Source organism: Stenotrophomonas sp. FSL W7-1447, from assembly GCF_037966425.1.
Lineage (GTDB): Bacteria > Pseudomonadota > Gammaproteobacteria > Xanthomonadales > Xanthomonadaceae > Stenotrophomonas > Stenotrophomonas pavanii.
This window is the reverse complement of the sequence record NZ_CP150199.1, coordinates 2,467,651-2,479,940: the sequence shown is the minus strand read 5'-3', so window position 1 is coordinate 2,479,940 and position 12,290 is coordinate 2,467,651. Positions and strand designations below refer to the sequence as shown.

10 protein-coding genes are annotated in these 12,290 nt (G+C 60.8%); 3 read left to right on the top strand and 7 right to left on the bottom strand.

The window, feature by feature from the left end:
• Nucleotides 1-15 precede the first annotated feature (15 nt).
• From NSQ78_RS11680 to NSQ78_RS11655, 6 genes are all read right to left on the bottom strand, one after another.
• On the bottom strand, nucleotides 16-1,866 hold the full coding sequence (locus NSQ78_RS11680; protein ID WP_024956856.1) for a hypothetical protein: 1,851 nt from the start codon (nucleotides 1,864-1,866) through the stop codon (nucleotides 16-18).
• Nucleotides 1,859-2,575, bottom strand: a complete 717-nt coding sequence (locus tag NSQ78_RS11675) for a hypothetical protein (protein ID WP_049401583.1) — start codon at nucleotides 2,573-2,575, stop codon at nucleotides 1,859-1,861. The genes NSQ78_RS11680 and NSQ78_RS11675 overlap by 8 nt, the downstream gene beginning before the upstream one ends.
• A 375-nt stretch (nucleotides 2,576-2,950) precedes the next feature.
• Nucleotides 2,951-3,274: a hypothetical protein gene (locus tag NSQ78_RS11670; protein WP_024956858.1), complete on the bottom strand. Its 324-nt coding sequence runs from the start codon at nucleotides 3,272-3,274 to the stop codon at nucleotides 2,951-2,953.
• A gap of 720 nt (nucleotides 3,275-3,994) precedes the next feature.
• Nucleotides 3,995-4,234: a hypothetical protein gene (locus NSQ78_RS11665; protein ID WP_154803402.1), complete on the bottom strand. Its 240-nt coding sequence runs from the start codon at nucleotides 4,232-4,234 to the stop codon at nucleotides 3,995-3,997.
• A 912-nt stretch (nucleotides 4,235-5,146) separates the two neighbouring features.
• Nucleotides 5,147-5,893, bottom strand: coding sequence for a Pycsar system effector family protein (locus NSQ78_RS11660; protein WP_126412175.1), 747 nt, complete (start codon nucleotides 5,891-5,893; stop codon nucleotides 5,147-5,149).
• Nucleotides 5,894-6,490: 597 nt separating this feature from the next.
• Nucleotides 6,491-8,023 carry an adenylate/guanylate cyclase domain-containing protein gene (locus NSQ78_RS11655; RefSeq protein WP_064238533.1) on the bottom strand — a complete coding sequence of 511 codons (1,533 nt, stop codon included), beginning with the start codon at nucleotides 8,021-8,023 and terminating at the stop codon, nucleotides 6,491-6,493.
• A 133-nt stretch (nucleotides 8,024-8,156) separates the two neighbouring features.
• Between NSQ78_RS11655 and NSQ78_RS11650 the strand changes: the two genes are divergently transcribed.
• Nucleotides 8,157-9,077, top strand: coding sequence for a TIR domain-containing protein (locus NSQ78_RS11650; RefSeq protein WP_088428977.1), 921 nt, complete (start codon nucleotides 8,157-8,159; stop codon nucleotides 9,075-9,077).
• Nucleotides 9,078-9,079: 2 nt separating this feature from the next.
• The gene (locus NSQ78_RS11645) at nucleotides 9,080-9,697 is read left to right on the top strand and encodes an adenylate/guanylate cyclase domain-containing protein (protein WP_339206149.1); all 618 of its coding nucleotides are present in this window, start codon (nucleotides 9,080-9,082) and stop codon (nucleotides 9,695-9,697) included.
• Between the two features lie 360 nt (nucleotides 9,698-10,057).
• Here NSQ78_RS11645 and NSQ78_RS11640 read toward each other — a convergent pair whose 3' ends face one another.
• Nucleotides 10,058-11,134, bottom strand: a complete 1,077-nt coding sequence (locus tag NSQ78_RS11640; protein WP_049401586.1) for a site-specific integrase — start codon at nucleotides 11,132-11,134, stop codon at nucleotides 10,058-10,060.
• 104 nt (nucleotides 11,135-11,238) lie between these two features.
• Between NSQ78_RS11640 and NSQ78_RS11635 the strand changes: the two genes are divergently transcribed.
• Entirely contained in the window at nucleotides 11,239-12,213 is a 975-nt protein-coding gene (locus NSQ78_RS11635) for a DNA-binding protein (protein WP_049402764.1), read from the top strand.
• The last annotated feature ends 77 nt before the right edge of the window (nucleotides 12,214-12,290 follow it).

Here is a 12,290-nt window from a genome sequence, read left to right as displayed (position 1 = left end):
TCCGCAAGGTCCGATCTAGTCATCAAGATTCACCTTGCCTCCCCGGGGGACTCTTACCGGGATGTGAGCTGGCTGGGACCGAATGTCGGGCAGACGGCCGAAGTGCAACTGCTGCAAGCGCGCAAGTTGGTCGACTGCGGGTTGGGACGTGTCTGCAGTAGATCGAAGATGCGCTATGAAGGCTTCAATTGCACACTCCACGCCAGCGATTGAGAAATCACTGCGCTGTTTGGACCAACGACAGATGATCCTTCGCGTCCTCTCGTCATGCGGCGCGCGCGACCAAGGCGCTCGCGCGGTAGCCACTCCGAATGGCACGGTGGCACTTTGAAGTAGCACGATTGAACGAAGATCGCGCCTATTCACGCGCGCAAGAATCCTGGTGCCAATCAGTCCCCATTTATCGTTAAGGGAAGGGGATCGGTAGTCCGCATACAAGTAGGTGACATGGGGCAACTCCCCATTATCCTTGTTGCCTTTTACGGGCAGGCTTACGATTGTCGAAGCCATATCTGCAGCATCCAGGCCACAGGTTTCCGGCGCAAACGCAAACGCTGACTCTTTGCGATTCGTGAGATACGCTAGCGGCGTCATCTGTCCGAGTGCGGAGTGAGGCGTCGCGTTGTAGTTGGCTATGATGACGTCCAGGAGCTCCTCGAGAAGGTGCATCTGGATGGGATGGGCATCCGGAGAGAAGTTGCTGATCCTGATCTTGTTTTCCCCCAGCCGTTTGGCGGGCTCAAAACCGCCGGGGATCTTACGCAGCGCACCACGTTCCAAGCGCGAGAAGAATTGCTCTACAATGGGTCGTGAGCGCGGTGTGTGCGACTTTCCGAAGATCATCACACCTCCCCGAGCCCTGCAGAATGCTGCTTCGAGTGCATGGGCCGAGTGCGCAAGGAAGTTGTCCAGTGCGACAGCGGCCGAGCGCGTGACTATCGGCGTTGCTGCCTGATAGACGGGCATTCCAGCGCCAGGTGCGTAGAAGAGGTCCGGGATCGTCAGGTCCCTGGGAGCCCAGGGTTCCATTGACTTGGACAAGCAGAGCGCTACATCAAGATTGTCATAGCTCTGGCCGACACAGAGAAGCCATCCCGTTACCGCCCTGGATTCAGTCTCTATTTCGATGAGAAGCCATAGCCGTGACACTTTGCGCGTAACACGCGCGCCATTGGGCATATCGATGGAGATCTTGCATTCAACATCGATTTGGTGCGCGTCAAACTCCGTTCTGGCGAACAGGCCCATCCGTACTGCTTGCTCCAAAGCGACAGGAGCGTTCGATGCCGATTGAGGTTCATAAAGGTCCACGTCGGCTACTGCCGACTGCCGCCGCTTGAGCAAAGCAAGCAGCGAGCGCTTCCCCTTGCCAGGATCGTTCAGGGGGAATTTGTCCTCCAGGTTGTGCTGCTTCAGCTCCGCAAGGACTCGTTGGTGCAATTTTACGAACGCGCTTGGAGGGCGGCCCGGCGGCAGATGGGTTGCAAAGCCATCGATCAAGGCTTTAACACTCGGCACAGCTTCGGAGACTTTGTGCCACGCAAATCTTCCTGGAACCAGCGGCAATTCCGCGGGTTCGAAGGAAAGCTCAGTCGAGTAACTGCCCCATGGAATGCATACGCGAAATCCGTGCGGCATGCCATCGTGGGCTATCGTGGGCGCTTTCATTGCCATGCGCTTCAGGCGTTTGTGGCAGATTCCATATCTCCGGGATATAGCGGTGATGGTGGAACGGCCCAGAAGCAAGGCGGTGAGTGCTTCCTTGGCCACGCGGAACTTGGAGAGATGATCTGGTGCAATATCAACCGGATGTGGGGAGTACCACTCGTCGAGTGTCGCCTGATCATAGATTTCGTACCTAGCCATGACGCACCTCCACGAGGGCATCCGGATCCCCTGGGCGATAGTCCACGAGTTGTACGCGGCCGGTGTAGACGAGGCTTGCCACTGCGCAAGCCACTGCGAACCGGGCCTGGCCCGTCTGCAGTTGTAATGCGCTCATGGTGAGGCGCTCAACGTTCTGGAGCATGTCCTCAATCCTCACTTCCAACTGCCTGGCCCCCGCGATCTTTGCATTGGCCCAGACAAGCGGAAGTAGTTCGTAGGCAACAGCGACCTCGCTGGCGCGAGATGCCAGAGAGTTTTCGTGGACAAGTCGCAATACGAGCCCTTGATTCAAGGCCATGTGGATGAGCTCGTCATCTGCGGGAAGCTTGACTAAGCCAACGCTCAGTGAAGCCACCCGTTTTGTAGGGATTACAAACTGGTAGTGCTGGGTGCCATCCCTCCGCCCGACCCAGAAGCTCAACTCAAGGTCGCGCTTCTCGCCTACCGTGATTCGACGCGGCCTCTCAACATACATCTCCACCTGGGGGTCAAATTCGAGCATCAGCGCCTGGCAAAAGTTGACCAGGTCGGCCACCGTTACGGTCCGCCCATTCTTCGGGGACTGAAATACAAAGATTTCGCGGCGGTCGCGCTTGCCGCGTGCTAGCTCGAGAGGGGAATGGGGCAGATGCCCCTCACGGCGGTCTTCGTCCGTCGGTTTGGCGGTCGCGCTTTTTCCTGCGGTCATCATCCTGCTCCTCAGCCGTCGGCTTGCGAACGTCTGCCCGGTCTCGAGATTGGAACAAGGTGCCCATTCAGGTTCGCCTCCGCCATATGAGATGGGGAGGAAATGGGCGCACCCCTCCGCGCGAACGGGAAGTCGCTTGACTTTGTCAAGGAAAAGGGTGAGCCTCAGGGTACAGGCTGAGTTTCACCACCATCTGCTCCAACAGATGTCACTTGCCCCCGCGCCAACGGGGGCAAGTCATTTCCAGGGTTCGGAGATGTTAGTTTCCGGCTCTTGGTACTCTCCTCGGCGCTCGGCGAGCGCATCTTCGGGGACGTCTTGAGTCTGTTCTTGAAACGCTACAAGCCCGGCCCCTTGAGTTTGGGTTGTGGGGCGTCATTCCTGGTTGGGCTTCAGAGCAGCCGCTTCATCTTGCGGGGTGCCAGATACTGCCGGCGGACTGATTGCGGCCCTCAGCCCAACCATCCAGTCGGCGATGTCCATCGCAAAGGCAAATTTGCCGCGGCGGCCGGGCACTTTGAATATCTTCACGGGCAAGGTTCCGCGTGCCTCTGCTTGGCGGAGCGCGTGGCTGGAGCGATAGCCAAGAGCTCGCGGCAAGTTTTCATAGCCGATGAGAGGCCCGAAATGAAAGGTCAATTCTCTTTCGATCTCACGGCGTTCCGGGGCCAGGATTGATTCGTTGGTCCGCTCCGTCATGGCGTGGTCACACCCCGTCGCTTGTGTCCTCCTGATTCTGCCCCTCTAATACGGATGGTGGAAGGAGTAACAAACTCGCGTTTCGTTACCCATCAAAGGTGAATGGGGAGGGGCACGGCCATGGCGCTCAAAGAGATACCCTTTTACGGCGAGGCGCGACTTGCCCGCATGCGTGCAAGCACGAGCATACTTCCCGCCAACCGAGCCGTGCCGTACTGCCTGCGATCACTCAGTGTCGGATTGTGGTTTGAATGCTTGCGAAGCCGAATGGGCCTATCCAGCGCATACGCGCTCGGACAGTCGATATCCCCGGAGCGTCCCGGCTGCCACTCCAATGTGTGGGTGAAATATGCCCATGCGGAACACGTCCCGTCCCAGGCGACGCAGGCAGCAGCCGAGGCGCGCTATCCCGGCTCCCGCATGGTTCTATGTTCACCGGTCTGGGCCGCTCTGAATGTCCACGAGGCACTTGGCGGTTGTGGAGAATCAATACTCATGTCGCTCAGTGCACCTGTGCAACTGGAAGTGTTCAGCGGAGCGAGCTTGCGAGCCGGCATGTTTGTCCGCCGAGACCGTCGGTTACGAGAGATCACCGAGGGCTTGTGCGGGCTGGGCACTCTGGATAGCCTGGCGGCACTAGTGGTGATGTTGAGGGTCGCCCATGAGCAGGGCAGACGGCATGACTGCTTTGCCTTGGGGCGTGCACTGCACGATTGCCTGCTACTGGTGGGGCAGGATAGTCCCATCCAGCTCATTGCCGAAGAGCTGTTCTGGTACTTCAGCCATTTCGTGCTTCCTTTCACAGGGTGCCGGGGTGTTCGGATTGCATCGTCGCGACGCCGCTTGCTCCTGCAGCATGAGGTTCTCTCCCGCCTCGTACTTGAGCTTGAAGACAGCGGGTTCGACTATCTCCCAGGCATGCGTCACCCGCTCTTGCGGGTAGTCCGCAATCAGCAGCATGCTCCGTCTTCGCGCTTCTTCTCGCCCGGCGTCGGACCCTGCAGCGCAACATCGCGGCAGATGGCGCGGTAGCGCTATCAATACAGAGTCTTGTTGAGACGAGGAGGCATCCAGGATGGTGAGCGCAGAGACTAAAGGCTCGACCGATTACGAAATGAGCCGCTTGTGGTGGGCGGCACGGCTGTCGCAGTCGAGTAGAGGCTCAAGATGATTGCCTATCTTGGTTGGGGGTCGCTGGTATGGCAACCCGACGGTCTACCGGTTCGTGGTGGCTGGCAGACGGGCCAACGGTTTGCGTAGAGTTTTTAAGGCAATCCGGCAATGGACGGCTTACGTTGGTCATGCATGCGGCCGCGTCTGCTGTCACCTCCTTCTGGGTTGAGGCTGGTACCGACGACGAGGGCGACGCCAAGCGAGCCTTGCGTGAGCGGGAAGCCATTCCCTCAAAGAACATGGAGCGACACTTGGGGGTCTGGACACATGGCTGTCCAGCACCGGCGAGTATTCCTGGGCTCGCTGACTGGGCCGCTGCTCGCGGGATTACCACTGTGCTATGGACGGCGCTGCCACCGAAGTTCAACGGGGAAAATCAACGCGTCCCATCAGTGGAAGAAGCAGTTGCCTACCTCGCAAGCCTCTCAGGGCAAACTGCGACGCTCGCAGAAGAGTACGTCCGGCGAGCCCCGCCCCAGATTGACACCGTCTATCGTCGTGAGTTTGCTGCACGTCTAGGCTGGCATCCCCTTCCGAAAGGGAGCTAACTGCGACGTGCGTGTGATAGCCGATGGCCAAACTCCGGCAATGGCCAGCACCGTTTCTCACCTTGGGCCGACTTGGGCCGGAAGGCCCGGCCCTGTCAGCGCTGCCCGGGGCTCCGGCTCAACAACTGGATGAGCAGAAGCCACTTGTGTGTCACTTTGCCGGCGGAGGCAGCACAACGATGAGTGCCATCCATGGGGCGATTGCCAGAACAGTGGCAATGTACGCGTACTTCAAACAGCTGAATTTTGACGAGAGAATCTTGGAATTGCGCCAACATTGACCCAGGAGGTCTTCCTCGAACTCCATCAGCGTACGCTCCGCGCACTTCTGCAAGAACTCGTGCTCGGCCATGCTCGACACCCGTTCAAAGAAGATGAGCGAATTTGACCCGCCTCGCAGTTCCGGAAAATATCCGTACCACAGGTGCCAGAAGCTAACAGTAAGCGGTGTAAGGAACAAAACGCCCGCAACCGAGATCAGGGCCGTTAGTTCATCAAGTTTCGGCAGCCGCGTCGCGATCATGGCAAGCATGCCCAGGTTGATACCCAGGCCGACCGAGAGTTTTGTGTCTACACGGGAGAAGAAGCCCAAGACCAAATTCAGCTGCTGCCAAGCGGCACTAACGCGGTCGCTTTGATTTGGCGGGTGGCCGCCAGAATTTTGAGGTTCTTGCACGGGGTGAGTTCTCTGTCTTGAGGGATACGGTTTGTGTTCGTTTGATGGCAGATCGAAGACCGCAGATGTCCAGCGTTCCGCAGCAGCGCGCTCCTGCAGCCGCACAATCCTCAAGGAAAGCTGTGTCGGCCAGCGCACATCGGTGCTGTTCCAAGATGAAAGTGACCAGGGCCGCAGCGTGGTCGCCACATGCAGTGATCGCACCGTCAGGATCGCGGCCACATGGGCAGACTGGGGGTCTCCCGACCAAGGTTTCAGTGCGCGTCGACACCCGAGCAAGGAGTAGTTTGCCGTGCCAGAGCTCGAGCCTCCGCTTCTGAGGGCGCGAATCCTTGCGGACCATGAACTGCCCCGCGAGCACATCTGCCTTGAATGCCGGACCCAGTCGTTCGGCTGCCTGCTCAGCATTGGCCTGATGCTGCGCAGCACGACCGTGCGCGCGGCCGTTCTCCGCTCCAGGAAAGACCCGGCGGGCGTTCGCGCCGATCTGGTAGGTCAGGTACTGGTAGACCGTGGCCCACCAATGCCTCGCTGCTGCTTCGTCTTGGATCCGGCTCGGATTGTCTTCTCCCCAGCCGAGGCAGAAGCTACGGTCACCGTTGATATGCCGATCGGGACAGAACCCCGGCAGCATGCCGGGGTCGGCGATCTCGCGCACTGAGACGTGCTCGCCTGCAACGGAGACGAGCAATCTAAATGCGTACTCGGCTCCGCCGGCCCGAACCACTGTGATCCCAACCAGCCCCCCGACAGGGTCTACGATCAACGTGGCACCGTAGTCCGGTGCCACGCGCTGCAGCAGCTCCAAAGGCCTTGGCGTCACGTCGCGGCCACATGAGGACGGATCGGCTGCGCGAGCGCAGGAGCCACTGCGGGTGCCACTTCAGCGTAGTGTGCCTCCAGTGTTGCCTTCGCCACGCGGTCCCCGGATGCGGCGAGTTCCTCCACCGCTGCGGCATAGTCTAGGTTCGCCGCCTTTCGCTTGTCGGTAAAGACGGTCCGTATCGCGGCGCTGGCGGCCTTGTAGGCATTTTCACCAATGGCCGTCTCCACACCGTCGCAGAGTCGTTGTTGGGCTTCAGATTCCAACACCGCTCGCCCCGTGGCACACCGCAGAAGGCTCCCCTTCATGCCCAGGCGGGAAATGGCAAGGGGGCCAAGTTCGAAGCCAATGGCCAATCCCAGCTCTGCCACTTCCGCGCCTTCGGCGCTCAGTTGCTCCAGGGCAGTGGAGAAACTGCTGCGCAATGCACCCGCGCACTGGGCAGCGGTGCTGACCGTGTCCTGCGCATCTGTCGTCTGTGACGTGCCCTCCAGCAGCACCCCATGAAGGCAGTCGCCAATAAAACGGACACGACGCCCTCCAAAATCCTCGTGTACGACCGCATCCAGCTCAGAGCGCAATACGTGCAGTGTTCGAACCAGATGTTCGGGATCCTCCTCTAAGTGCTTGTCCACGAAGTCGGTGAATCCGTCAATGTCGGCATAGATCGAAACGCCATCAAATCGCCTTGAGTTCGCCGCGCTGAGCAGGGAGAAGTCCAGATCAGAAAGCGGAGGCGTCGGTCGACTGAACTTGAATTCGCCGATAGGGAGCTCGGCCTGTTCATCTTTCCAGAGTTCGATGATGCGCGACTTGGAAATGCCGAGTGCAGCGGCCTCGACGCATGCGGAAATCTGAGCATCGGTCAGCGAAGTGGTGCGGTCCTTGTTGCCGGTCAAGGTAGGCAGTTCAAGCACGGCACGTGCGCCGTGCGTCAGGTAGATGCCTTCAGCCCCTCCATGCCCGGCACACTTGGCCGCCTGATTGGCTGGGGAGCCTAAGAAAAGAGGTTCTCGGCTGGCGCGACGACCATTGTTGACGGCCAACGCCATCCCGCTGTCAATGCCGACACGAACCTGGGCATTGGGGATGTGCGCGTCCGAGTCGCCCGTTTCAGCCAGCACATCGATGGCGAGCTGGGCGATCGCAACCGCGCGCTCGATCCGGGCGCGTTCGTTGGCATCGCCGTACGGCTTGGTCACAACCGCATGCAGCCGCTGGTTGTGAAAGTCCACACGGATGGCATCACTTTCAACGAGGATGCGATGGACGGCGCGGCAGTGCTGATTCAGGAATCGAAGGGCCCGCTTGTGGCAGGTTTCGCCTTCGATGTCAGTGCAGCTAAGCATGTCCGCCAGATTGACGATGTCGATGTAGACATGCGCCCCTTGGACGCGATAGGCGCGATTGACTGGAATATCCACCAGCGAGGTTTCCCGCTTGTAATCGCGGATGTCCACGTCGCGGACTTCGGCGTAACGGGTGGCAATGCGCTTCTTGGTGCGATCTTTTTTCCAGCTGTGTCCCATCGTGCTACTCCCTGCGCCCAAGAGGAGGCCAGGCCGGGCGGGTCGCGTCGCCTACGGCGTGGCTGGCAGCCGGATTCATTCCAGCTCCTTTGGGCGTATATTGGGACCCAGTTCACACTTTCAAGGGGGCAGTATGGGGACTGGGATCGTCGAGCGCCTCGCGGCGGATGATGGCAGGCGACTGATCGCCGCCTTGGCTGAGTTCCGCCTGCTGGCCGGCTTGGACGCGGCCGCAGCCCAGCTGGCACAGGCCGGGGAATTGCTCGACGTGGGGACAGGGCAGGCCTTTATCACTCAGGGCGCCCCAGAGACCGACGTTTTCTTCATTGTCTCCGGCTCCGTGGACGTGCTGGTCAACGGCAAAGTGGTTAATACCCGAAGGGCTGGGGACCACGTCGGCGAAATGGCAGCCATCGAACCGGCGCAACTGCGGGCGGCAACTGTTACTGCACGCGAGCCGACCGTAGTGCTAAAGGTGCCGGAAATCGATTTCAGCAGGATTGCGGATTCACACCCCGTCATCTGGCGGCGGCTGGCCGCGACCCTTTCGCGCCGTCTAAAAGAGCGCAATCACATGATTACCCAACCTCGCGGACAGGTCCGGGTCTTTGTGATGTCGTCGGTGGAGGCGCTCCCTGTCACGCGGTTGCTGGTACAGCACTTCGAGCACGACCCGTTCCTGACGGTGGTATGGGACCACGGGGTGTTCCGCGCCGCCAACTACACACTTGACGAGCTCGAGCGCCAGCTGGAACAGGCAGACTTTGCCATTGCCGTGGCCCACGCGGATGACATGGTCATCAGCCGCGGTGACGAGTGGCCTGTCATGCGCGACAACGTCGTCTTTGAACTGGGTATGTTCATTGGATTCCTGGGGCGTCGGCGCGCCTTCTTGATGGAGCCGCGCGAAGACAAGCTGAAGCTTCCCAGTGATCTCACGGGGCTCACGACCGTCCCCTACCGATACACCCCTGGCCCGGACGCCCGGGCTTTGATTGCACCGGCATGCGAACAAATTCGCTCCCGCATTCTCGAAGCTGGGCCGAGGGACTGACGGTGGCACTGCTGGAAGAGATGACGGCCGCCGTGCAGGCGATAGCACAAACCCGATGGTCTACACGGAGAGGTCAAGTTGTACCCGATCCAGAAGATCTGCGATTGGGCAATGACGCAGTGGAGTTTGATCGTGCCACTGTTTTGTACGCGGACCTGAACGGCTCAACGAATATGGTCGACACCGAAGCCTGGCAGTTGAGTGCAGAGATCTACAAAGCGTTCCTGCACTGTGCAGCGACGATCATCAGGAAAGAGGGCGGCAAGATCACCTCCTACGACGGAGATCGTGTCATGGGCATCTGGGTGGGTGACCGGCAAGCCACGCCGGCGGCTAAGGCCGGGTTGAAAATCAACTATGCGGTCAAGATGATCGTCATGCCAGCGTTGAAACAGCAGTACCCCGACTGGACAGGTACCGTGAGGCATGTCGTCGGAATCGACAGCAGCCCAATCCGAGCTGCTCGCACGGGTATTCGAGGCGGCAACGACATCGTCTGGGTTGGACGTGAATGCTCCAAGTGCTGTGGCCACTGTAATCTGTCGTTACGTCAACGGTCGTACTACTTAACGCGCCGGCACCCAGGACGTCGGCGACCGCCTTTTGGTCTTCGTGGCTGAGCTCCCAGGTCAGGGTGGCAACCGGTGCGGGTTCGTCGTCGTGGCGTTCCTCATACCGCGTGAGGAAGCGGCGGGGGTAATCGTGCACCGTGTCGTAAGCAAACTGGTCGGCGATGGGACGGGTACCAAACAACGCCGTCAGAATTGCAGTCTTGCCCGCCTCGTTCTTACCGACCAAGCAGGTCAGCTCTCCGACATCGAACGTTCCGGAATCCTCTGCAGAACGGAAGTTTCGGATCCGTGCCTTGACTAGCTTCATGCTGCCCCCTGATTCCTGCCGTGGATGGTGCGCGTCTTGTGCAGGATAGGGCCCGAGCGGGGCACATTCAACGCGCACTGCTGGCCGCTCGGGCCGGAGGCTCAGTCCTCATCCATCAGGCGCGCGGCGGGGTTGCTGCCGACGCCGCCCTGCTGGAAATATCCGATCACGCTGGCCACGGAGCGGTGATCGGTCATCGCCATCAGCGCCGGCAGGGCCACCCCACGCCGCGCACCTTCGGTAACAAAGCCCGAGCGCAGGCTGTGGCCGGCAAAGTCCCCGTCCAGACCGGCCAACCGCGCCCGGTCCTTAACGATGGCGGCGACCGCCTTGCCGCTGAGCGCGCCGCCCAATGACCGTGGCCAGACGCGCCGGAACAGGGGGCCGTCGGTAATCTCGGCCATGTCCAGCCAGTCCTGCAGTGCGGTGGCTGCCTCTCCCAGGATGGGCTTGTCGGGGCTGCTGCCAACCACTGGCCCGGACTGCAAGGTTTTTCCGTGATCCAAGCGATAGGTGTAGCCGCCTTCGGGCAGTCGGGTGAGGTGATTCACCGTCGCCTCGGCGACTTCGCTGCGGCGGCGCCCGCCGCTAGCAAAGGCAAAGTAGAGCAGGGCGCGATCGCGCTTCCCCTTGAGCGAGGTGTCGCAGGTGGCCGCCATTGCGCGCAGATCTGCGGCTGACAGCGCGGTCTTCTTGGCCGGGCGCTCGCCTCGTTTGTGAGAAGCCCTGCGCCCCTTGGACAGTAGGGTCCTCACGGCGCGATCCTCGCAAGGGTTGTCTTGGCGGGCCTGCTTGTGGGCCGCCGACAAGACCGCCACCCGGTGGACCAGGCTGGAGAACGCCAGCGGCCCAGGCTTCTTCTTCAGGCCCGCATGCACCAAGGCACTATCCAAGTCTGCAGGCAGATCCCAACGAAGCCCCAAATCGCCTGAGCGCCCCATGTGATCCACGATGAACTGAACCACTGCCGCCGGGGGGACGGGTAGGGCGATGGGCCTGCCATAGCGCCCTTCGAACCAGCCCGCCCAATAGCGCAGGGCGCCGGCGTAGCTGCGAATGGTGTTAGGCGCTTCGGCCTCCTGCAGGATGTCTCGCACCGCTTCTGCGGCGGAAGTGGCCAGCCGCTCCGGAACCAGCCCCGAAACGAGTTCCCCTGACGCAGCAGTGATATTATTCATATGTACTATGTATTGTGCACTATGATTAGGTTGAGCTACATCTGATAAATATGCCTTATCAGACATGGCCTGCCAATTCTCACCGTTCCGCAGAAGGACACCCAATGGCCAAGGGCATCAGCGAACTGGATGTGCACCAGGCAGCGGACGACATCATCGCCGCCGGCGAACGTCCCACCGTCGAGCGAATCCGAGCCCACTTGGGCACCGGCTCGCCCAACACCGTCACGCGTTGGCTGGAGACCTGGTGGCAGACCGTAGGCTTTCGCCTGCGCCAGCGCGCCATTGAGGCGGCGGTTCCAGGCATCCCAGAGCGGGTAGCTCACCTGAGCCAGCGTTTGTGGCAGGCCGCGCTGCAGGATGCCGGCGAGCTCGCTCAGACCCAGCTGGAGTCGACCAGGCACGCACTGGAGGAACGCGAGCGCCTGCTGGAGGAGGACCGGGTGGCCCTGACGCTGGCGATTGAGGCCAGCCAGAAGCGCGAAAGGGAGGCTCAGGTCCAGACTCAGGCCGCCGCCACCACCGCGGAGCAGTTGGCGGCACAGGTCTCCCAGATGACGGCACAAGTACAAGACCTGCTGCGCCAACGCGATGGAGCCTATGGACGGGCGGAGCGACTCGAGCAGGAACTGGATGCCGTACGCCGCAGTCTGGGCGAGGCCGCGGCCGCTCACGAAGAAGAGAGGAGGGCGCTCCAGGCGCACGTCAGGGCAGTGGAGGATCGTGCCCATACGGAGGTTGACCGGCATCGCCAGGCGTTGCGGTCAGCCGAGCAGGAGTGGGGGCGGGAGCGCATGGCCTTGGCCACCTCATTGCGAGAGAGCGAGCAACAAGCCATTGCTGCTGCCAACCGCGAGCAACAGGCATTGCGCCGACTGGAAGGCGTGAACGCGCGGGCTGATGGCTTGGAGGCGCAGCTGACGTCACTGAAGGAAACCACTCGGCAAGTTACCGAGGCACTCCGACAAGGGAGAGCGAACACGGCAACGCCAAGCAGGCAAAGCAAGCCACGCCGCACCGCGCCCAGAAGAGTGGGCGAGCCGACACAAGAACCCAATAGCAGGAAATCTAAGACTTGAGGCCATCCATTCGATCAAGGCTTCTTTCCCCGAAAGACTTGGAGGACGTACACGCCCCCCCCAAAGTTCATCCTCGA